The sequence below is a fragment of the Agrobacterium sp. ST15.13.015 genome, assembly GCF_027871645.1.
GTDB lineage: Bacteria > Pseudomonadota > Alphaproteobacteria > Rhizobiales > Rhizobiaceae > Agrobacterium > Agrobacterium leguminum.
The window spans coordinates 23,622-42,956 of record NZ_JAQAHF010000023.1 but is presented as its reverse complement, the minus strand read 5'-3'; the positions used below and the strand labels follow the sequence as shown (position 1 = coordinate 42,956).

The 19,335-nt window shown below is 64.4% G+C and carries 23 protein-coding genes; 20 read left to right on the top strand and 3 right to left on the bottom strand.

Annotated elements, in window-relative coordinates:
- The first annotated feature begins 25 nt into the window (after positions 1–25).
- The 4 genes from PIB16_RS24565 (at position 26) to PIB16_RS24550 (ending at position 2,773) form a co-directional block, all read left to right on the top strand.
- Positions 26–1,294: a phage major capsid protein gene (locus tag PIB16_RS24565; RefSeq protein WP_271046505.1), complete on the top strand. Its 1,269-nt coding sequence runs from the start codon at positions 26–28 to the stop codon at positions 1,292–1,294.
- A 178-nt stretch (positions 1,295–1,472) separates the two neighbouring features.
- The gene (locus PIB16_RS24560) at positions 1,473–2,042 is read left to right on the top strand and encodes a head-tail connector protein (RefSeq protein WP_271046504.1); all 570 of its coding nucleotides are present in this window, start codon (positions 1,473–1,475) and stop codon (positions 2,040–2,042) included.
- Between the two features lie 3 nt (positions 2,043–2,045).
- Positions 2,046–2,381: a phage head closure protein gene (locus tag PIB16_RS24555; protein ID WP_142846185.1), complete on the top strand. Its 336-nt coding sequence runs from the start codon at positions 2,046–2,048 to the stop codon at positions 2,379–2,381.
- Entirely contained in the window at positions 2,378–2,773 is a 396-nt protein-coding gene (locus PIB16_RS24550) for a DUF3168 domain-containing protein (RefSeq protein ID WP_271046503.1), read from the top strand. The genes PIB16_RS24555 and PIB16_RS24550 overlap by 4 nt, the downstream gene beginning before the upstream one ends.
- Positions 2,774–2,780: 7 nt before the next feature.
- Here PIB16_RS24550 and PIB16_RS24545 read toward each other — a convergent pair whose 3' ends face one another.
- On the bottom strand, positions 2,781–3,980 hold the full coding sequence (locus tag PIB16_RS24545) for an MFS transporter (protein ID WP_271046502.1): 1,200 nt from the start codon (positions 3,978–3,980) through the stop codon (positions 2,781–2,783).
- Between the two features lie 90 nt (positions 3,981–4,070).
- Here PIB16_RS24545 and PIB16_RS24540 point away from each other — a divergent pair, with 90 nt between their 5' ends.
- The 3 genes from PIB16_RS24540 to PIB16_RS24530 are packed head-to-tail and all read left to right on the top strand — an operon-like array spanning position 4,071 to position 5,043.
- Entirely contained in the window at positions 4,071–4,478 is a 408-nt protein-coding gene (locus PIB16_RS24540) for a phage major tail protein, TP901-1 family (protein ID WP_271046501.1), read from the top strand.
- On the top strand, positions 4,478–4,837 hold the full coding sequence (locus PIB16_RS24535; RefSeq protein ID WP_271046500.1) for a gene transfer agent family protein: 360 nt from the start codon (positions 4,478–4,480) through the stop codon (positions 4,835–4,837). The genes PIB16_RS24540 and PIB16_RS24535 overlap by 1 nt, the downstream gene beginning before the upstream one ends.
- Complete coding sequence (locus PIB16_RS24530) at positions 4,834–5,043, top strand: rcc01693 family protein (protein WP_142846191.1); 210 nt, start codon at positions 4,834–4,836, stop codon at positions 5,041–5,043. The genes PIB16_RS24535 and PIB16_RS24530 overlap by 4 nt, the downstream gene beginning before the upstream one ends.
- Positions 5,044–5,048: 5 nt before the next feature.
- Here the strand turns inward: PIB16_RS24530 and PIB16_RS24525 are convergent, their stop codons facing one another.
- Positions 5,049–5,453, bottom strand: a complete 405-nt coding sequence (locus PIB16_RS24525; protein WP_065654181.1) for a DUF2442 domain-containing protein — start codon at positions 5,451–5,453, stop codon at positions 5,049–5,051.
- Positions 5,446–5,673: a DUF4160 domain-containing protein gene (locus tag PIB16_RS24520; protein WP_031233366.1), complete on the bottom strand. Its 228-nt coding sequence runs from the start codon at positions 5,671–5,673 to the stop codon at positions 5,446–5,448. Before PIB16_RS24520 ends, PIB16_RS24525 begins: the two co-directional genes overlap by 8 nt.
- Before the next feature lie 112 nt (positions 5,674–5,785).
- On the opposite strand from PIB16_RS24520, the gene PIB16_RS24515 reads away from it, so the two are divergent.
- From PIB16_RS24515 to PIB16_RS24455, 13 genes are all read left to right on the top strand, one after another.
- Positions 5,786–6,367, top strand: coding sequence for a phage tail tape measure protein (locus PIB16_RS24515; RefSeq protein ID WP_142846193.1), 582 nt, complete (start codon positions 5,786–5,788; stop codon positions 6,365–6,367).
- Between the two features lie 56 nt (positions 6,368–6,423).
- Positions 6,424–7,062, top strand: a complete 639-nt coding sequence (locus PIB16_RS24510) for a TIGR02217 family protein (protein ID WP_271046499.1) — start codon at positions 6,424–6,426, stop codon at positions 7,060–7,062.
- Positions 7,059–7,943 (top strand): DUF2163 domain-containing protein, encoded by an 885-nt coding sequence (locus PIB16_RS24505; RefSeq protein ID WP_271046498.1) that lies wholly within the window; start codon positions 7,059–7,061, stop codon positions 7,941–7,943. The genes PIB16_RS24510 and PIB16_RS24505 overlap by 4 nt, the downstream gene beginning before the upstream one ends.
- On the top strand, positions 7,940–8,374 hold the full coding sequence (locus tag PIB16_RS24500) for a C40 family peptidase (protein ID WP_271046497.1): 435 nt from the start codon (positions 7,940–7,942) through the stop codon (positions 8,372–8,374). The genes PIB16_RS24505 and PIB16_RS24500 overlap by 4 nt, the downstream gene beginning before the upstream one ends.
- A 15-nt stretch (positions 8,375–8,389) precedes the next feature.
- Positions 8,390–12,190, top strand: coding sequence for a baseplate multidomain protein megatron (locus tag PIB16_RS24495; RefSeq protein WP_271046496.1), 3,801 nt, complete (start codon positions 8,390–8,392; stop codon positions 12,188–12,190).
- 34 nt (positions 12,191–12,224) lie between these two features.
- Positions 12,225–12,431 carry a hypothetical protein gene (locus PIB16_RS24490; RefSeq protein ID WP_035262738.1) on the top strand — a complete coding sequence of 69 codons (207 nt, stop codon included), beginning with the start codon at positions 12,225–12,227 and terminating at the stop codon, positions 12,429–12,431.
- A gap of 137 nt (positions 12,432–12,568) precedes the next feature.
- Positions 12,569–12,823, top strand: a complete 255-nt coding sequence (locus tag PIB16_RS24485) for a hypothetical protein (protein ID WP_003497070.1) — start codon at positions 12,569–12,571, stop codon at positions 12,821–12,823.
- Positions 12,824–12,917: 94 nt separating this feature from the next.
- Complete coding sequence (locus tag PIB16_RS24480) at positions 12,918–13,589, top strand: response regulator transcription factor (RefSeq protein ID WP_003509815.1); 672 nt, start codon at positions 12,918–12,920, stop codon at positions 13,587–13,589.
- The gene (locus tag PIB16_RS24475; RefSeq protein WP_003521230.1) at positions 13,579–14,979 is read left to right on the top strand and encodes a sensor histidine kinase; all 1,401 of its coding nucleotides are present in this window, start codon (positions 13,579–13,581) and stop codon (positions 14,977–14,979) included. Before PIB16_RS24480 ends, PIB16_RS24475 begins: the two co-directional genes overlap by 11 nt.
- Positions 14,980–15,084: 105 nt before the next feature.
- The gene (locus tag PIB16_RS24470; protein ID WP_031233367.1) at positions 15,085–15,513 is read left to right on the top strand and encodes a membrane protein; all 429 of its coding nucleotides are present in this window, start codon (positions 15,085–15,087) and stop codon (positions 15,511–15,513) included.
- Positions 15,514–15,674: 161 nt separating this feature from the next.
- Positions 15,675–16,838, top strand: coding sequence for a c-type cytochrome biogenesis protein CcmI (ccmI, locus tag PIB16_RS24465; protein ID WP_174044107.1), 1,164 nt, complete (start codon positions 15,675–15,677; stop codon positions 16,836–16,838).
- Positions 16,835–17,347, top strand: a complete 513-nt coding sequence (ccmE, locus tag PIB16_RS24460; RefSeq protein ID WP_174044108.1) for a cytochrome c maturation protein CcmE — start codon at positions 16,835–16,837, stop codon at positions 17,345–17,347. The genes ccmI and ccmE overlap by 4 nt, the downstream gene beginning before the upstream one ends.
- On the top strand, positions 17,344–19,335 hold the full coding sequence (locus PIB16_RS24455) for a heme lyase CcmF/NrfE family subunit (RefSeq protein ID WP_271046495.1): 1,992 nt from the start codon (positions 17,344–17,346) through the stop codon (positions 19,333–19,335). The genes ccmE and PIB16_RS24455 overlap by 4 nt, the downstream gene beginning before the upstream one ends.

Here is a 19,335-nt window from a genome sequence, read left to right as displayed (position 1 = left end):
GGACAATCACCAACAAGGAAACGACATGACAGACCAGATGACGAAACCGGCCCCGATGACCGTCGCGCCGCAGGTGAAGGCCGTGCCCGATACGGTGACGGCTGCCTTCGATGAGTTCATGGAGGCCTTCGAGGCCTTTCGCGAGACCAACGACCAGCGGCTTGCCGATATCGAGCGCAAGATGGGCGCGGATGTCGTGACCCGCGACAAGCTCGACCGCATCGACAGGGCGCTCGACGACAACCGCCGGATCATGGACGATCTGGCGCTCAAGAAAGCGCGCCCCGCGCTTGGCCGCAAGGATGCGCTTTCCCACGATGCCGAAGAGCACAAGGCCGCTTTCGAGGCCTATATCCGTCGCGGCGAGGAGGGCGCGCTGCGCGATCTGGAGGCCAAGGCCTTTGCCGGTTCGAGCGGGGCCGATGGCGGTTTTCTGCTGCCGAACGAGACGGATGGCGAGATCGGCCGGCGCATGACGGCGATTTCGCCGATCCGCGCGCTGGCGACCGTCCGGCAGGTTTCCGCCGCCGTGCTGAAGAAGCCATTCTCGCCCGGCGGCATGACGACCGGCTGGGTTTCCGAAACGGCGGCGCGTCCGCAAACGGCAACGCCGCAGCTTGCCGAGCTTTCCTTCCCAACCATGGAGCTTTACGCCATGCCGGCGGCGACACAGGGCCTGCTGGATGATGCGGCAGTCGATATCGAAGCCTGGATCGCCTCCGAAGTGGATATCGCTTTCGCCGAACAGGAGGCCGCCGCCTTTATTGCCGGCGATGGCGCGAGTAAGCCCAAGGGTTTCCTCTCCTATGCGGCCGTCGCCAATGATGGCTGGAGCTGGGGCAATATCGGTTATGTCGCGACCGGCGTTTCGGCCGGATTCGCCTCCGCCGGGCCGATGGATGTGCTGCTCGATGCCGTTTATGCGCTGAAGGCCGGCCACCGCCAGAACGGAACCTTCCTGATGAACCGCAAGACGCAAGGGGCGCTGCGCCGCTTCAAGGATACCAGCGGCGCCTATCTGTGGCATCCGCCCGCCGCTGCCGGCCAGCCGGCCTCGCTGATGGGCTTTCCGGTGACGGAGGCGGAGGACATGCCGAATGTGGCGGCCAACAGCTTCGCCATCGCTTTTGGCGATTTCCGCGCCGGCTACCTCGTCGTCGACCGTACCGGGGTGCGCATCCTGCGCGATCCCTATTCGGCCAAACCCTACGTGCTGTTCTACACCACCAAACGCGTGGGCGGCGGCGTGCAGAATTTCGAGGCGATCAAGCTGGTGAAATTCGGGGTGAATTGACCGCCCTTTCTTCTCCCCGCCGGGGAGAAGATGCCCCGAAGGGGCAGATGAGGGGGCAAGCTCTCCGAACACATCTACCCTTGCCCCCTCATCCCGCTGCCGCGGACTTCTCCCCCTCGGGGAGAAGAAACAAGCGGTACCCGCTCGCTAATGCGACTACCTTTCTTCCGGAGAACCCATGACCTATGCCCTCATTCATCCGCCGCAGGCGGAGCCGTTGACGCTTGCCGAGGTGAAAGCGCATCTGCGTCTCGATAGCGGCGATGAGGATGCGCTTCTTGCCGCGCTCATCCGCACCGCCCGCGAGCATCTGGAACGTACGACCGGGCTTTGCCTCATCCGCCAGACCTGGCGGTTTTACCTCGACCGGTGGCCTGAGAACGGCGTGATTCCGATTGGCAGGACACCGGTGCAAGCCATCGAAACTATACTGGTTTTTGACGGTGAGGGTCGCTCGGCGGACATCACCGCCGTGGAAAAATTGCTCGATGGCGCGGCGCGTCCCGCAAGGCTGTGGCTGCGCGATCCGCCGGCCCCCGGACGGGCGATGAACGGCATCGAGATCGATTTCATTGCCGGCTATGGCGAAGCGGGAACGGATGTGCCCGACACGCTGAAACGCGCCATGCTGATGCATGTGGCGCAGATGTTCGCCTTTCGCGGCGCGGTCGCCGCGGAAAACCAGCCCGCCGCCATTCCCGCCGGTTACGAGCGGCTGGTGGCGCCTTTCTGCCGTCTGGGGCTTTGAGAGATGAACCTTGTTTTTCTCGATCCCGGCAGGTTGACGGCGCGGCTGGAACTGGACGTGCGGACCGAAACGCCGGACGGGCAGGGCGGTGCTGCGGAAAGCTGGAATTTCCTGCGGTCGCTCTGGGCTGCGATCGAACCCGTTTCGGAGGCCTCGCATGAACGGGCCTCGGCCGAGGGCGTGACGATTACCCATCGCGTCTGGCTGGCTTACCGCGCCGACATCGCCGCCGGCATGCGCTTTCGCAAGGGCCGCCGCATTCTGGCGATTCGGGCGGTGATGGACCCGGATGAGACGCGTCGCTTCATCGTGTGCCGCTGCGAGGAGGAAAGCCGATGAGCGCTGCCAACGCATTTCTTCAGGCGATTTTCGCAAGGCTTGGTAGCGATTCAGCGCTGACAGCGCTTGTCCCCGGCGGCATCGTCGACCGGCTTCTGCCGCGCGCGCTTCTGCCGTGCATCGTTATCGACGATCTCGAAAGCCGGGACTATTCGACGGCGACGGAAAGAGCCGAGGAGCATTTTCTGTCGCTGCAGATATGGAGCGATGCCAATAGCCGCAGGGGTGCCGGCGAAATCGTCGAACGGGTGAAGATCCTTCTCGATGATGCGGCGCTGCCGATTGCCGGTGTGTCTCTCGTCAATCTGCATCTTCTTTCCAGCCGCTCGCGGCGCGAGGCGAAGACACGGAATTTCATCGCGGAAATGCGTTTCAGGGCGGTGACGGAGTAGGGCCGTTTCAGGAGCCCTGCCTGCGCACGGTTTTCCACAGAACGATCAGCAGCAGAAACGAAATGCCGATCAGCACGGAGGCGATGGTGAGCATGGCGGATACGCCGCCGCGATCCAGCGCCACGGTGAAGATGACCGGCGCCACGGCAATGGCGAGGTTCTGCGGCAGGGAGATGCGCGCGGCCTGAAGCCCATATTCTTCCGGGGAAAATACCGCGAGCGGCAACACGGCCCGGCTGACGGTGAGCACGCCGGCGCCAAAGCCGAAGAAAACGATGAAGCCGATGAAGGCAGGCATGGCCGGAGCAAAGGCGAGCAACAGCAGCAGGGAAAAGAGCAGCAGACAGAAGCCGATCATGGCGGTGAGGAAGGGGTTTCCGTGCTTCCCGAGCAGAAAATCCAGCCCGCGCGCCGTAATCGCAAGGACGCTGCGTGCCGATGCCAGTTGCACCGCAAGCGATTGCGTTGCGCCGGCCTGAACCAGAAGCAGCGGCAGGAGCGGTGACAGGCCGAAGGTCGTAAACGCGCTGATCGTCGTCATGGCGGCCAGCAGCACGAAGGCGCGCCGCGTATCGACCGGTGAGGGCGACATGGCCGTCTCTTCTTTCGGCTTTGCCTCTTTTCGGGCCGGCCGGCCGGGAAGCACGAAAAGATAGAGCGGCAGCAGGATGAAGATTTGCAGACAGGCATAGGCGGCAAGCGTGCCGCGCCAGCCGAGATGCTGATCGGCAATGGTGGTGACCGGCAGGAAAACCGCCGCCGAAAGCCCGGTGAACAGCATCAGCAGCGTCAGCAGCCGGCCGCTTTCCGCGCCCACGCGTTCCACCACGGCCGCATGGGCCGCCGTCGTCAGGCCGCAGGTGGCGGCAAAACCCATCACGGCCCAGCCGAAGAGATAGCTCACCGCCCCGCCCGCAAAGGCGAGCACGGCAAAGCCGGCCGCGAAGAATACCGAACCGGCCGCCAGCACCGGCGCCGCGCCGTGGCGCATCAGCATTCGTCCAAGCAATGGGCCGCACAGGGCGCTGATGGTCATCATGATCGTGAGGCCGGCGAAAACCACGCCGTTGGTGATGGCCAGTTCCTTACCGATCCGTGGCCCGAGGACGGCCAGCATATCGAAACCGCTACCCCAGCTCACGATCTGCCCGACCGCAAGCACGCCGATAAGGCGCGCGCGAGACGTCAGGGGGGCAGCGTCGGACATGGTGAGATCGCGGGGTGCGAGGTGCAGGAACGCTTTTGGTAGCAGGCCCTTCGCGACCCCGCAACAGCAATCGAGACGAAAGGAAACAACATGGTGGCGCAGAAGGGCAAGGACCTGCTGCTGAAGATCGACAATGCCGGTTCCCACGTAACCGTTGCGGGGCTGAGGACAAAGCGGCTGGCCTTCAATGCCCAGGCCGTCGATGTGACGGATGCCGAAAGCGCGGGGCGCTGGCGGGAGCTTCTTGCCGGCGCCGGCGTGCAGCGGGCATCGCTCACGGCCTCCGGCATCTTCAAGGATCAGGCGAGCGATGCGCTGGTGCGCGGCGCATTTTTTGCGGGCAGCATTTCCGGCTGGCAGATCGTCATTCCCGGTTTCGGCATCGTTACCGGGCCGTTCCAGATCGTAGCGCTCGAATATTCCGGCCGCCACGATGGCGAGGTGCAATTCGAGATCGCGCTGGAATCGGCCGGTCTTCTCAATTTTGGAGCGCTGTGATGCCTGAGCGTTTGCGTTACGGGCGGGCGAACCGCCATCGCGGCGAGATCGAGGCGCTGATCGACGGCGAAAGGCGCGTTCTCTGCCTGACGCTCGGGGCCTTGGCCGAACTCGAAACCGCCTTTGCAGCCGACGACCTCACCGCGCTTGCCGAACGTTTTGCGAGCGGCCGCATGAAGGCGGTCGACATGGTAAGGGTGATCGGCGCGGGCCTGCGCGGTGCGGGCAATGTCTTTTCCGACGAGGATGTGGCCGCCGCCACGGTGGAAGGCGGCATTGCCGGCCATGCCGCCATCGTCGCCGATCTTCTGACCGCCACCTTCGGCGGCCTGAAAGGCGAGGCGCCACCGGACCCTTGAGCGCCGCAGCAGGCGAAGCGACGCCGCGCCCGTTCCCCTGGGAGGCGGCGATCCATGCCGGCTTCTGCCTGCTGCGGCTCTCCTCCGAAACCTTCTGGCGGCTGACCCCGCGGGAATTCTTCGCGATGACGGGCGGCAACGCCGTTCTCCGCGGCCCCGACCGTCAGGCGATGGAGGCGATGATGCGGCGGTTTCCCGATGGGTGACGGCGTCAGGGCATTTTTCGTGGGCGGCCGCCCTTGGCACCGTTCGCGCGACTGGCTGCTGCCTTGGCCGGAGAGCGGGATTGCCCGCCCTTGCGCTGCGTTTCCATGAATGTGCGGCTGCCGAAAATACCGTTCATCAGGCCGCTGATCGTATAATCGACATCGAGGGTTTCCCAATGCAGACCCGTCTCGCCGAGCAGTTCGACATCCGCAAGCTGTTCGGCGGTCGCGTCCTGCAAGCCTTCGAGCGCCCGCGCGGGAAACATGAAGCAGGCGCCGTTGGCGAAATCGACGATGACACGGGCCGAGGCCGTTTCGAAACGCACGGAAACCGGAATGGGGCGCTCGGCGCGCTCTTTTTGCCAGCGTTCCTTGGCGGCGGCGAGTTCGGCATCGCTGACCTCAACCATGATATCGTCTCCAGGTTTCCATAAACAGCTTCCGGTTTTCCTCGATGACGGCGACGGCGCGCCGCACATCCCGGTCCGACATGCCGCCCTGCGTGAGAACGACGAGGCTGACGATGTCGATACGGGCTTCACCCTCTCCATAAACATGAGCATGCGGCGGCTCGTGATCGGCAGTGTAGATGACAAAACGCATGCCATGCTGGCGGAGAACCGTGACCATGAGAACCATAACCCAAGAAGTTGGGTTTTAAAAGAGTGTGGGTTGAAGCAGCGGTTTTTGAGAGCTGTTTCAGCACCATGCATTCCCCAGTTGAATCAGAAAGGCAAGCGCGATGGCGGGCGAAGGATCAATGGCCGAGAACCGGGAAGAGGCGGAGGCGCTGTCCGAGGTGATGGGCGATCTCGAGCGCCGGTCCGAGCGGTTCGGGGCGGCCCTGACCTCGGCCCTGCAGGCGGCGACGGCGGGTGGCAAAGGGCTGGACGATGTGTTGCGCGGGTTGGGGCAGCGGCTGTCCGGCATCGCACTCTCGGCCGGTCTGAAACCGCTTGAGGGCATGATCGGCAATGCCGTCAGCGGGCTGTTGAACGGCGGCGGTTCGCTGTTTGCCTTTGCCGATGGCGGTGTGCCGGGACGCAGCATCACGCCCTTTGCCGATGGCGGCGTCGTTTCCAGCCCCGCCTTTTTTCCGATGGGCGGCGGACTTGGCCTGATGGGCGAGGCGGGGGCGGAAGCGGTCCTGCCGCTGAAGCGCGGTTCGGATGGCGCTCTCGGCGTTGCTGCACCGTCCGGCGGTGGCGGGGCGCAGATCGTCTTTAACGTGACGGCGACGGACGCTGCGAGCTTTCGGAAAAGCGAAGGCCAGATCGCGGCCATGCTGGCGCGCAGCGTCGGGCGCGGCCAGCGCGGATTGTGACGCACGCGCGTCCTCCCACGTTTCAAGACCATCGAAAAGAATCCAGGAACAATGACATGGCGGCATTTCATGAAGTGCGGTTTCCGCTGCGGCTCGCACTCGGGGTGAGCGGCGGGCCGGTGCGGCGGACGGACATCGTCAACCTGTCCAATGGCCGCGAAAGCCGCAATCAGCGTTGGAGGAACGCCAGACGCAGTTATGACGCCGGATCCGGTATCCGCTCCGTCGCCGATCTTTATGAGGTGCTCGCCTTTTTCGAGGCGCGACGCGGCGAACTTTACGGCTTTCGTTTTCGCGACCCGGTGGATTTCAAATCCTGCCCGCCGGGAGAGACGCCCGCCGCGACCGATCAGAGGATCGGCACCGGCGACGGCGTGACAGCGGGTTTTCAGTTGCGGAAGACCTATGCCGATGCGGGCGGCTCCTTCGTGCGGCGGATAGAAAAACCGGTCGAAGGTTCGGTCATGGTTTCGGTCGAGGGGGTGAAGGTCGAAGCGGCTGAGGTGGCGGTCGATCATGTAACCGGCATGATCGTGTTCCGTGCGGGGCGGGTGCCGCCCGCCGGCACCGCGATCCGCGCCGGTTTTGAATTCGACGTGCCGGTCCGCTTCGGGATCGACCGTATCGACGTGAACCTGACCGCTTTCGAGGCGGGCCGCATTCCCTCCATTCCACTGATGGAAATCCTGCCATGAAAACCATTCCCGCCGCCCTTGCCGGGCATCTCACGCAAGATGCGACGACCACATGCCATTGCTGGAAGGTGACACTGAAGGACGGCGGGGTGATCGGTTTTACCGATCATGACGAGGCGATATCACTCGGTGGTCTGTCCTACCTCGCCGCCAGCGGCTTTTCTGCCAGCGATAGTGACGGCGAAACGGGACTGGGTGCCGGCGCCGGGGAGGTGGCGGGCGGTTTTTCGAGCGAGGCGATTGCGGAGGGCGATCTGGCCGCCGGGCGTTTCGATGGGGCGAGGGTGGAGCTTTTCCTCGTCAACTGGCAGGCGCCTGACCAGCATGTGCTGCTGAACAGGCGCGAGATTGGCGAGGTGACGCGGGCCGGCGGCGCTTTTCGCGCCGAGCTGCGCAGTCTTGCCCATCGCCTCGGCCAGCCACAGGGCCGGGTCTATGGGCGGCGCTGCGACGCCGCCCTTGGCGACAGGCGTTGCGGTGTCGATCTGGCACGCTTCACCGGGCATGGCAGCGTGGCGGCGGTGGATGCCTCGGGCGGCCTGCTCGTTTCCGGGCTCGATGCCTTTGCCGATGGTTTTTTCAGCCGGGGAAAGCTGCGTTTTCTGACCGGCCCGCTCGCCGGCAAGGGGTTCGATCTCGACGGGCAGGAGCGGGGTGACGGTGGCGTTCTTCTGTCCTTCTGGCTGCCGCCGGAACAGCCGCCTTTGCCGGGAGATGCGTTTTCCGTCACCGCCGGCTGTGACAAGAGCTTTGCCACCTGCCGGGCGAAATTCGCCAATCATCTGAATTTTCGGGGCTTTCCGCATCTGCCGGGGGCGGATTTTGCCTATTCCTATGCGGCGGGCGGCGAGAGCCACGACGGCGGGGCGCTGTTTTCATGAGCCATCCCGGCGAAAGAGTGCTGGCGCTCGCCGAAGGCTGGATCGGCACCCCCTATCGGCATCAGGCCTCGTTGAAGGGTGTCGGCTGCGATTGCCTCGGCCTCATTCGCGGCATCTGGCGCGACCTTTACGGCCACGAACCGGAATTGCCGCCGCCCTATGCGCCCGATTGGGCCGAATGCGGCGGCGAGGACCGGCTGATGGCGGCGGCAAAACGCCATTTTCCGACGGTGGCGGGCATGGAAGAGGCAAGGCCGGGAGACCTGCTGCTGTTCCGCTGGCGGGCCGATGCCGCCGCCAAGCATCTCGGCATTCTGGCCGGTTCGCAGCATTTCATCCACGCCTATGAACAGGCGGCGGTGGTGCGTTCGGCGCTGGTGCCCGGCTGGCGGCGGCGCATCGCCGGCGTCTTCCGTTTTCCCGATCCCTGATTTTTCGAGGCAAGCATGGCGACAATCGTTTTTCAGGCGGCGGGCGCGGCACTCGGCGGCATTTTCGGTCCTTTGGGCGCGGTAATCGGCCGGGCGGCGGGGGCGCTGGCGGGCAATGCCATCGACCGCACGCTGCTTTCGAACGGGCGGACGGTAACGGGCGCGCGGCTCTCGACCGCGCGCATTCCCGGCGCGGATGAGGGCGCGGCGATCAACCGGCTTTACGGGGCAGCGCGGATCGGCGGCACGCTGATCTGGGCGACGCGTTTCGAAGAAAGCGTGGAGGTGGAGCGGCGCGGCGGCAAGGGCAATCGTGGCCCGAAAGTGGAGACCTTTCGTTATTTCGCCAGCTTTGCCATCGGCCTTTGCGAAGGCGAAGCGGCAAGGGTGCGGCGCGTCTGGGCCGATGGGCGGGAGATGGACCTGAGTGCCGTGGAGATGCGCTTTTATCCCGGCAGCGAGACGCAATTGCCCGATCCTTTGATCGAGGCAAAGCAGGGGGCGGGCAATGCGCCGGCCTTTCGCGGACTGGCCTATGTGGTGTTCGAACGCCTGCCGCTCGACGGGTTCGGCAACCGCATTCCGCTCATGCAGTTCGAAGTGGTGCGGCCGGTCGGTCGGCTGGAAAAATCCATCCGCGCCATCACCGTCATTCCGGGGGCAACGGAACATGGTTACGCCACTGCGCAGGTTTCCGAAAGGACGGGGATCGGCCAAAGCCGCATCATGAACCGCAACGGCCTGACCGCTTCGACCGACTGGGCTGCGGCGATCGACGAGTTGCTGGATCTGTGTCCCAATCTTGAGAGCGTGGCGCTGGTGGTAAGCTGGTTCGGCACGGATATGCGGGCGGGGGAATGCCGCATTCTGCCGGGCGTGGAAGTGGCCGGCCGGGATGGGGAAACCATGCCATGGTCCGTCGCCGGCCTTTCGCGCGATGAGGCGCATCCTGTCAGCCATCATGGCGGCGGCCCGGCCTATGGCGGCACGCCGAACGACGAAAGCGTGTTGCAGGCGATAGCCGATCTCAGGGCGCGCGGCCTTCGGGTGTGCCTTTACCCCTTCGTGATGATGGATGTTCCCATCGGCAATGGTCTGCCGGACCCCTATGGCAAAGGCGAACAGGACGCCTATGCCTGGCGCGGGCGCATCACCTGCTTTCCCGCACCCGGCAGGGCCGGTTCTGCGGATCGCAGCGCGGGCGCAAGGGCGCAGGTTTCCGCCTTCTGCAACCGCGATGAAGGCTATCGCCGTATGGTGCTGCATTATGCGGCGCTGGCGGCCCGGGCTGGCGGGGTGGATGCTTTCCTGATCGGTTCGGAGCTGCGAGGGCTGACGGCGCTGAGAGACGAGAATGATGCCTTTCCCTTTGTCGAGGAACTGGTGCGGCTGGCGGGCGATGTGCGGGCGATACTGGGGCCGGCGGTGAAGCTGACCTATGCGGCGGACTGGAGCGAATATTTCGGTCACCAGCCGGCGGACGGTTCGGGCGACGTGTTCTTCCATCTCGATCCGCTCTGGGCGAGCCCGAATATCGACGCCATCGGCATCGACAACTATATGCCGCTTTCCGACTGGCGCGACGGGGATGCCGCAAACGGCAATCCCGACGGCATGACCGGCCCGGACGATGTGAGCGCCTTCCGCCGCGCGATCACGGCGGGAGAGGGGTTCGACTGGTATTATGCCAGCGATGCGGACCGCGCCGCGCGGCGGCGCACGCCGATTACCGACGGGCTGAAGGGGAAGCCGTGGGTGTTCCGTTACAAGGACTTGCGCAACTGGTGGGGAAACCTCCACTACGACCGGGTGCGGGGTGTGGAGAAAACCGCGCCGACGGCATGGGCGCCGCGCTCGAAACCCATCTGGTTCACCGAACTCGGCTGCCCGGCGGTGGACAAGAGCGCGACGCGCCCCAATGTCTTTCCCGATCCGAAATCGGCGGAAAACGCTTTTCCCTATTTTTCCCGCCGCAACCGCGCCGACAGCCAGCAGCGACGGTTTCTGGAGGCGCATCTCGACCATTGGGGAAAGGGCGATGCGGCGATGGTCGATGCAAGCCGGGTCTATCTGTGGACCTGGGATGCACGGCCTTTCCCTGCCTTTCCGCAGAATGGCGCGGCCTGGAGCGATGGGGCGAACTGGCGCACCGGCCACTGGCTGAATGGGAGGCTGGGCACGGCAACGCTCGCCGATGCCATCGCCGCCATCCTCACCGATCACGGCTTTTCAGACTTCGATGTTTCCGCCGTCAGCGGCGATCTGGGAGGTTATGTGCAGGGAGACGTGACCTCCGCCCGCAACCTCTTGGAGCCGCTGATGGCGGCGTTTCAGGTGGATGTGACGGAAGATGGCGGAACCCTGCGCTTCCGCTCCCGCAATACGGCGGTCTTGCCGGTGCGGGATATTGCCGTGCTGGCCGATCTGGAGGACGAGCCGCTCTGGTCGGAAAATCGCGGCCATGACAGCGATTTCGCCGCTGAAGCCGTGCTGACCTCTTTCAACCCCACGCTGGATTACGAGCAGGCAAGTGTACGGTCCCGGCGCATCGACAATGCCGGCAGCCGGGTGATGCGGCTCGATCTTAACGCTGCCCTGCCTGCGGAAACGGCGGAAGCCGCCGTCGAGGCGTTGTTGCGCGACAACCGGCAGGCGCGGCGCAGCCTGCGCTTTGCTCTGCCGCCTTGCGATATCGCGCTTGAACCGGGTGATTGTATCCGCCTGCCGGAAGGGAACTTTCCGCAGGCGCCGGCAGGGCGGTTTCTGGTCAGCCGGATCGAGGACGGCGCGGTGCGGCAGGTGGAGGCGCGGGCCTTTTCCGCTGCCTTTCCGATCTTTGCCGGCGGCGCGGAGGAACGGCGCAGCAGCGGCGCAAGCGGAGCGGAAGGTTTCGCGCCCGAGGTGCTGTTTCTCGATCTGCCCTACCATGACGGCACCGCGTCGGAGGATTCGGCGCGGATTGCGGCGCTTGCAAAGCCCTGGCGACCAATCATCATTTCCGCGTCGCCGGGCAGGGAAGGTTACCGGCAGCGCGTGCTGCTGGATCGGCCGGCGATGCTCGGCGCGCTGGCGATGCCGCTGACATCAGGCCCTTCCGGCCGCTTCGACCGGAAAAACACCGTTGTCGTCGATCTGCCCTTCGGGGAGGTATCGTCGGCCGGGGAGCTTCCGGTGCTGAACGGCGAGAACCGTCTCGCCATCAAGGCGGCGAACGGCGTGTGGGAGATCGTCGCTTTCGCAAAAGCCGAGGAAATCACACCCTCGCGCTGGCGGCTCTCCGCTCTTCTGCGGGGACTGGCCGGCACGGAAGACGCGCTTGCCGCAGGCGCGCCGAAAGGTGCGCCGGTGGTGGTGCTGGATGCGGCGGTGCAGCCGCTCGGTCTTGCCGCGAGCGAGCGCGGGCGACGCCTGAACTGGATCGCGGAAGCGGCCGGAATGGCGGGCGCGCCGAGCGGTCCGTTTGCCTTCGAGGGCGGCCTGCGGGCGCTGACACCGCTCGCGCCGGTGCATCTTGCCGCCGAGCGGCGCGGCGACGGCGTTTTCATCAGGTGGAAACGCCGGGGCCGGGTAGAGGCCGACGGCTGGGATGCGAGCGACATTCCGCTGGACGAGCCCTTCGAGCTTTATCGCATCGAGGTGCTGGACGGCGAGACCGTGCGGCGCATGGCGGAGGTTTCGCAACCCTTCTGGTTTTACCCCGCAGCGGACGAACTCACAGATTTCCCGGCATTGCGGGATCACATTTCCGTGCGTGTCCGAATGCTCGGCCGCGCGGTGCCTTCGGGCGTGGTGGCTGAGGCCACCCTCCCGATCTGACATGTGCCTGAAAAACAACGCAAAGGATGAGACTATGGACAGTACCAAAGCATGGTATCAATCGCGCACGATCTGGGGCGCTCTGGTTGCGGTTTTCGCACCGCTTTTCAGCATCGCCGGCCTTGATCTGCCCGCCGGTCTGCAAGGAGAACTTGCGGACGGGCTGGTGACGGTTGCGGGCGGAATCGGTGGTCTGGTCGCACTTTACGGCCGTCTTTCGGCGACCAGCGCCATTCGCTGACAGCACCCGCGACAACGCCGTTCCCGCCTGGCGCCCACGCGGCGGGGGCGGCATTCATTTGCCATTCAGACGCTTTGCGCTACATATTCGGTCACAATACGGTTCGAGACGCACCCGGTTTTTTGGAAGTTTGTAGAATGGCATCACCTCTCATCATCGCGACGCTTGCAGCCGGGCTTTCCGGTTTCACGGCGCCCGAGGCTGATCTGCAGGGCCATTACATTCTGGCGGCGAGCGATTGCGGCGCAGCCGTCGCCCGCGTCGTGCGCGAAACCGGCGGTCAGCTGCTTTCGGTCTATCCTTCCGGTGACGGTCAGTCCTGTGTCGTCACCGTTCTCGTCCAGGGCAATGGCGAACGCCCGCGCAAGGTGACGATGCGCGTGCCGATGTAGCTTGCCCGCATCGCCGAAATATCGGAAAACAATCCGACACATTTAGCATGACCGGCGACGCGCCTGCGGGCCGGGATACAGGAAAGGGCGGACAATGCGTATTCTCGTTGTTGAGGACGATGCCAATCTCAATCGTCAGCTGACCGATGCGCTGAAAGAAGCCGGTTATGTTGTCGATCAGGCATTCGACGGCGAGGAAGGCCATTATCTCGGCGATACCGAGCCCTATGACGCCATCGTCCTCGATATCGGCCTGCCGCAGCTCGACGGCATCACCGTCGTTGAAAAATGGCGTGCGGCCGGCAAGGCCATGCCGGTGCTCATCCTCACCGCCCGCGACCGCTGGAGCGACAAGGTTGCTGGTATCGATGCCGGTGCAGATGACTATGTGACGAAGCCTTTCCATGTGGAAGAAGTGCTTGCCCGCGTGCGCGCGCTCATCCGCCGCGCCGCCGGCCATGCTTCTTCCGAACTGGTGTGCGGCCCGGTCCGGCTCGACACCAAATCTTCCAAGGCCACCGTCAACGGCACGACGCTGAAACTCACCTCGCACGAGTTCCGGCTGCTGTCCTATCTCATGCACCATATGGGCGAGGTCGTCTCGCGCACGGAGCTGGTCGAACACATGTACGATCAGGATTTCGACCGCGATTCCAATACCATCGAGGTGTTCGTCGGCCGTCTGCGCAAGAAGCTCGGGGTTGATCTGATCGAGACGATCCGTGGTCTCGGTTACCGGATGCAAGCGCCGGCAGATGCGAAGTAATTCCCTCACCGCCCGCGTTCTGCTGCTCGCCTCGCTCTGGTCGGTGCTGGCGCTGGTGGTGATCGCCGTCGTGATCTCGACGCTTTACCGGCAGGGGGTGGAGCGCAGCTTCACCGATCTTCTGAGGGCGCAGCTTTATAACGTCATCAATTCCGTGACGATTTCCAACGAGAACACGCTGGCCGGCAGCCCGCAGCTCGGCGATCTGCGCTTTTCGCAGCCCGATACCGGCTGGTACTGGGTTGTCGAGCCGCTCGGCAATTTCCAGACCGCGCCGCTGGTGTCGTCGTCGCTCGGCGTCTCCACCCTGCCGGTGCCGAGCATTCTCGATGCGCCCTTCGACAACCGCTATGAGCGCTTTTATGCCGTCACCGACGAGGCCGGCAATCAGGTGCGCGTGGCGGAAACGGAAGTTGTGCTGGATGGCGAGGGGCGCGCGGCGCGTTTCCGTGTCTCCGGCAATCTGAACGTCGTGGAAGACGATGTGCGTGATTTCTCCAACAGCCTTTATCTGGCGCTCGCCGTTTTCGGTGTCGGCAGTCTGGTCGTCAACGGTCTTGCCATTCTCTACAGTCTGCGGCCGCTCGATCAGGCTCGCGTGGCGCTCGGCAAGATCAGGGGCGGGGAGGCGGAAAGCCTCGAAGGTGAATTCCCGCGTGAAATCCAGCCGCTTGCCAATGAGGTCAATGCGCTGATCGACAGCAATCGCCGCCTCGTGGAGCGCGCCCGCATGCAGGTCGGCAATCTCGCGCATTCGCTGAAAACGCCGATCGCCGTTCTTCTGAACGAGGCCCGCACGCTGGAGCCGCAGCATGGCGATCTGGTGCGGGCGCAGGCGGACGCCATGCAGGCGCAGGTGCAATCCTATCTCTCCCGCGCCCGCATCGCCGCCCAGCGCGGCTCGATCCTTGCCCGCGTGGAAGCGGAGCCGGCGCTGGAGCGGCTGGTGCGCGTGATGCGCCGCCTGAACCCCGACAAGCAGTTCGTGCTGAATTTCGAGCAACCCGGCGCCGTCCTCGGTATGGAGCAGCAGGATCTGGAAGAGGTCGTCGGCAATCTTCTCGAAAATGCCGCGCGTTTTGCGCAGACGCGCGTGGTCATCACGCTTGCGACCGGCACGCACCCATCCTCCGATGCGGAAATTGCCCGTCGCTCCTGGGTGGAGCTGACGGTGGAGGATGACGGGCCGGGGCTTGAGCCGGAACAGATCAGCGAAGCGATGAAGCGCGGGCGGCGGCTGGACGAGAGCCGGCCGGGTACGGGCCTCGGATTGTCGATCGTTTCCGAGGTGGTGTCAGAGTACCATGGCCGTTTTTCGCTGTCGCGCAGCGCCATCGGCGGGCTGAAAGCCGATCTGATTTTGCCGGGCCTTTCGAAAGAGCTTGCGTGAGACAAGAAAAAAGGCAAGAAATTCAATGGCACTATATTAGGTGCGATGCGGTAAAAAAGAGGACAGGGTTTGGTTGACGTGTATGATGGCTGCCGCTCCGTGACAATGCGTTCGCTGGTGTCACGCCCGGCACTTCTCTCGATCCTGTGCGTATCGATGCTGAGCGCCTGCACCACCACGGGCACCCGCCCGGCGGGCGGCGGCCTGTTCGGCCGCTCTGCGCAGCCTTCGACGCCGTTCCTTGCCAATCTGGAAGGCGGCATTGTCGGGAGAAGCGGCGTGCAGCTCGACAGGGGTGACCAGACCAAGGCGCTGGAAGCCGAATACAAGGCGCTGGAAACGGCCCCGGTCGGCACGCCTGTGTCGTGGACCGGCGATGACGCCAAGGGGCAGGTGGTCGCCAATGCGCCCTATCAGGTCGGCAACCAGAATTGCCGGCAATATTCCCACACCCTGACCGTCGACGGACGCGAAACCAGGGCGCGCGGCGCGGCCTGCCGCAATGCCGATGGAAGCTGGTCGCCGCTGACTTGAAATAGTTTGACGTAAATCAAGGTCACGGGCCTTTTGCGATGACAAGAAGAGGCATGGCGGTGCAGCCGGGAGATGGCCTGCGGTGCGGCGTGATGTCTCAAATTCACGTCATCCCCGCGCTTCATGTTTCCATGTGCCGCGCATTCGAGTAATTGAGCCTTATGTTCTGGATTGTCGTTGCGATATTGACGGCGGCTGTCGCCATCGTCCTGATGTACCCGCTGATGCGGAAGACCGAGGCGTCGCAGACGCGCCGCGACGGTGAGGTCGCCGTTTATCGCGATCAGCTGGCCGAACTGGACCGCGAACGCGCCGCCGGTCTGATCGGCGACACCGAGGCGGATTATGCCCGCGCCGAAATCGGCCGTCGGCTTCTCGCCGCCGCCGAAGCGGAAGAGCAATCCGGCAAAGAAACCCGGCCGCGCCGGCACAATCTCGCCGCCAGCCTCATCACCATTCTGCTGCCCGCGCTCGGTCTCTGTCTTTACATCTGGAACGGCAGTCCGGAGGTGCCGGACATGCCGCTCGAGGCGCGTCTTGAAAAGCCCGGCAGCGACATGAACCTTCTGGTCGCCCGGGCGGAACGGCATCTCGCGCAGAACCCGGAGGACGGCGCCGGCTGGGATATCCTCGCGCCGATCTATTTCAAGACATTGCGGCTTGGTGATGCCGAGCTTGCCTATCGCAACGCGCTTCGTATTCTGGGACCGAGCCCGGAACGGCTGACGGGCCTTGGCGAAACGTTGGTGGCCGGCAATGACGGCATCGTCATCGAAGCTGCGCGTGCTGCTTTTGCTGAGGCTGAAGAGCTGAAGCCCGGCAATCCGCGCGCCCGTTTCTATCTGGCGCTGTCGCTGGAACAGGCCGGCAAGGCCGAGGAAGCACGCGCCGCCTTCACCGCACTGGCGGCGGATGCGCCCGCCGGTGCGCCCTGGCTGCCGCTGGTTCAAGAGCATATCGCCCGCACCGGCGGCGCGGCGACCCCCGCCGCACCCGGCCCGACCGCTGAGGACATGGCGGCGGCAAAAGACATGACGGCTTCTGACCGGCAGGCGATGATCGAGGGCATGGTGTCGAGCCTCGACGCCAAGCTGAAGGAAAACCCCGCCGATTTTGAAGGCTGGATGCGGCTTGTCCGTGCCTATTCCGTGCTGAAGAACGAAGCCAAGGCTGGAGAGGCGTTGCGAGCGGGGCTGAAGGCTTTCCCGCCGGAGGGCGAGCAGGGCCGCCAACTTTTGGCGCTGGCCAAGGAACTGGGCGTTTCCGCCGGACCGATCCGCATGAACGGGCAGCAGGATGCCGCGCCGCAGGGAGTGACGCAATGACCCGCAAACAGAAACGTCTGGCGATCATCGGCGGCGGCATGAGCTTCATCGTTGCAGCCGTGCTGCTGGTCATGTTCGCCTTCGGTCAGTCCATTGCCTATTTCTACATGCCGGCCGATCTGGAGAAAACGCCCGTCAACCCCGGCACCCGCATCCGCCTCGGCGGGCTGGTGGCGGAAGGCTCGATCAAGCGCGGCGAGGGCCGCACGGTGAGCTTCACGGTGACGGACGGTGAAGCGAACGTGCCGGTCAGCTATACCGGCATCCTGCCCGATCTTTTCCGCGAAGGGCAGGGCGTGGTGACCGAAGGCATGTTCGATGCCGCGACCCGCGGTTTCGTGGCCGACAGCGTTCTGGCCAAGCACGACGAGAACTACATGCCCAAGGAAGTGGCAGACCGGCTGAAGGACAAGGGCCTGTGGCAGCACGCGGGGGAAGGCGAAGAACCAGCCGCCGCAACGCCAGCGGCCAGCGCAACTTCTTCCGACAAGACCGGAGCGACCAGATGATCAACGAGATCGGCCATTATGTTCTGGTTCTGGCGCTCGGTGTGGGGCTGATCGTCTCGACGCTGCCGGTCATCGGCGCGCGCCGCAACGACCGGGCGCTGATGGATGTCGCCTCGCTCGGCTCGGTCCTGATGTTCCTGCTGGTCGCCTTCTCCTTCGCGGCGCTGACGCGGGCCTATGCCGTATCGGATTTTTCCGTGCGCAATGTCTGGGAAAACTCCCATTCGCTGATGCCGATGATCTACAAGCTGACCGGCGTTTGGGGCAACCACGAAGGCTCCATGCTGCTGTGGCTGCTCATCCTGGTATTTTTCAGCGCGCTCGTCGCCGCCTTCGGCCGCAACCTGCCGGAAACGCTCAAAGCCAATGTGCTTGCGGTGCAGGCATGGATTTCGGTCGCCTTCCTGCTGTTCATCCTCCTCACCTCCAACCCATTCCTGCGGCTGGAGCCGGTGCCGGCCGAGGGGCAGGACCTCAATCCCATTCTTCAGGATTTCGGCCTCGCCATCCATCCGCCGCTGCTTTACCTCGGTTATGTCGGCTTTTCCGTCTGCTTCTCCTTTGCCGTTGCGGCGCTGCTGGAAGGACGCATCGACGCCGCCTGGGCGCGCTGGGTGCGGCCATGGACACTCGCCGCATGGACCTTCCTGACCGCCGGCATCTCCATGGGCTCCTACTGGGCCTATTATGAACTCGGCTGGGGCGGCTGGTGGTTCTGGGATCCGGTGGAAAACGCTTCTTTCATGCCGTGGCTTGCCGGGACCGCGCTGCTGCATTCGGCGCTCGTCATGGAAAAGCGCGAGGCGCTGAAGATCTGGACTGTGCTTCTGGCGATCATGACCTTTTCGCTGTCGCTGCTCGGCACCTTCCTCGTCCGCTCCGGCGTGCTCACCTCGGTTCATGCTTTCGCCACCGATCCGAGCCGCGGCATCTTCATTCTCGGCATCCTGACCGTCTTCATCGGCGGCGCCTTCGCGCTCTTTGCATGGCGTGCACCTTCCCTGAAGGCCGGTGGCCTGTTTGCGCCGATCTCGCGCGAAGGGTCGCTTGTCCTCAACAACCTCATCCTGACGGTCTCGACCGCGACCGTGCTGATCGGCACGCTTTACCCGCTCATTCTGGAAACGCTGACGGGCGAAAAAATCTCGGTCGGCGCGCCTTTCTTCAATCTCACCTTCGGCCTGCTGATGATCCCGATCCTCATCGTCACGCCGTTTGGCCCGATGCTCGCCTGGAAGCGTGGCGATCTTCTCGGAGCCTTCCAGCGGCTTTATGTGGCGGCAGCGCTTGCGGCCCTTGCCGGGCTGACGCTCTGGTACATTGAAAATGGCGGTCCGGTGCTGGCCGCACTCGGCATCGCCGCCGGTTTCTGGCTGATCTTCGGCGCTTTCGCCGATCTCTGGTATCGCGCGAATTTCGGCAAGCTCGCCTTCGGTATAGCGTTTCGCCGCCTGAAGGGCCTGCCGCGTTCGGCCTTCGGCACGGCGCTGGCGCATATGGGGTTCGGCATCACCGTGCTCGGCATCGTCATCGTCACCACTTTCGAGACCGAGACGGTCCTGGAAATGAAAGAGGGCATGGCGGCGGAAGCGGGCGGTTACAGCCTGACCTTCGATGGCGTCCGCCACGCCGTCGGCCCGAATTTCACCGAGGATCGCGGCCATTTTACCGTGCGCAAGGCGGGGGTGGAGGTGGCCGATGTCTGGTCGTCCAAGCGGCTCTATACCGCGCGGCGCATGCCGACGACGGAAGCCGGCATCCTGACCTTCGGCCTCAGCCAGCTTTATGTCTCGCTGGGTGACCCCATGGCCGATGGCGGCATGGTGGTGCGCATCTGGTGGAAACCCTTCATCCTGTGCATCTGGGGCGGCACGCTGTTCATGATGGCGGGCGGTTTCATCTCGCTCTCGGACAGGCGTTTGCGGGTGGGTGCGCCGAACCGCAAGGCGAAGCCGGTGCGGGCGGCAATGCCGGAGGCGGCGGAATGA

Coding starts and splice junctions, on each gene's coding strand:
- PIB16_RS24540 (WP_271046501.1), top strand. CDS start 4,071: ATGGTGGCGCAGAAGGGCAAGGACCTGCTGCTGAAGATCGACAATGCC.
- PIB16_RS24510 (WP_271046499.1), top strand. CDS start 6,424: ATGGCGGCATTTCATGAAGTGCGGTTTCCGCTGCGGCTCGCACTCGGG.
- PIB16_RS24550 (WP_271046503.1), top strand. CDS start 2,378: ATGAGCGCTGCCAACGCATTTCTTCAGGCGATTTTCGCAAGGCTTGGT.
- PIB16_RS24520 (WP_031233366.1), bottom strand. CDS start 5,673: ATGGTCACGGTTCTCCGCCAGCATGGCATGCGTTTTGTCATCTACACT.
- PIB16_RS24485 (WP_003497070.1), top strand. CDS start 12,569: ATGGCATCACCTCTCATCATCGCGACGCTTGCAGCCGGGCTTTCCGGT.
- PIB16_RS24545 (WP_271046502.1), bottom strand. CDS start 3,980: ATGTCCGACGCTGCCCCCCTGACGTCTCGCGCGCGCCTTATCGGCGTG.
- ccmI (WP_174044107.1), top strand. CDS start 15,675: ATGTTCTGGATTGTCGTTGCGATATTGACGGCGGCTGTCGCCATCGTC.
- PIB16_RS24495 (WP_271046496.1), top strand. CDS start 8,390: ATGGCGACAATCGTTTTTCAGGCGGCGGGCGCGGCACTCGGCGGCATT.
- PIB16_RS24555 (WP_142846185.1), top strand. CDS start 2,046: ATGAACCTTGTTTTTCTCGATCCCGGCAGGTTGACGGCGCGGCTGGAA.
- PIB16_RS24455 (WP_271046495.1), top strand. CDS start 17,344: ATGATCAACGAGATCGGCCATTATGTTCTGGTTCTGGCGCTCGGTGTG.
- PIB16_RS24505 (WP_271046498.1), top strand. CDS start 7,059: ATGAAAACCATTCCCGCCGCCCTTGCCGGGCATCTCACGCAAGATGCG.
- PIB16_RS24525 (WP_065654181.1), bottom strand. CDS start 5,453: ATGGTTGAGGTCAGCGATGCCGAACTCGCCGCCGCCAAGGAACGCTGG.
- PIB16_RS24515 (WP_142846193.1), top strand. CDS start 5,786: ATGGCGGGCGAAGGATCAATGGCCGAGAACCGGGAAGAGGCGGAGGCG.
- PIB16_RS24535 (WP_271046500.1), top strand. CDS start 4,478: ATGCCTGAGCGTTTGCGTTACGGGCGGGCGAACCGCCATCGCGGCGAG.
- PIB16_RS24560 (WP_271046504.1), top strand. CDS start 1,473: ATGACCTATGCCCTCATTCATCCGCCGCAGGCGGAGCCGTTGACGCTT.
- PIB16_RS24500 (WP_271046497.1), top strand. CDS start 7,940: ATGAGCCATCCCGGCGAAAGAGTGCTGGCGCTCGCCGAAGGCTGGATC.
- PIB16_RS24565 (WP_271046505.1), top strand. CDS start 26: ATGACAGACCAGATGACGAAACCGGCCCCGATGACCGTCGCGCCGCAG.
- PIB16_RS24475 (WP_003521230.1), top strand. CDS start 13,579: ATGCGAAGTAATTCCCTCACCGCCCGCGTTCTGCTGCTCGCCTCGCTC.
- PIB16_RS24490 (WP_035262738.1), top strand. CDS start 12,225: ATGGACAGTACCAAAGCATGGTATCAATCGCGCACGATCTGGGGCGCT.
- PIB16_RS24470 (WP_031233367.1), top strand. CDS start 15,085: ATGCGTTCGCTGGTGTCACGCCCGGCACTTCTCTCGATCCTGTGCGTA.
- ccmE (WP_174044108.1), top strand. CDS start 16,835: ATGACCCGCAAACAGAAACGTCTGGCGATCATCGGCGGCGGCATGAGC.
- PIB16_RS24480 (WP_003509815.1), top strand. CDS start 12,918: ATGCGTATTCTCGTTGTTGAGGACGATGCCAATCTCAATCGTCAGCTG.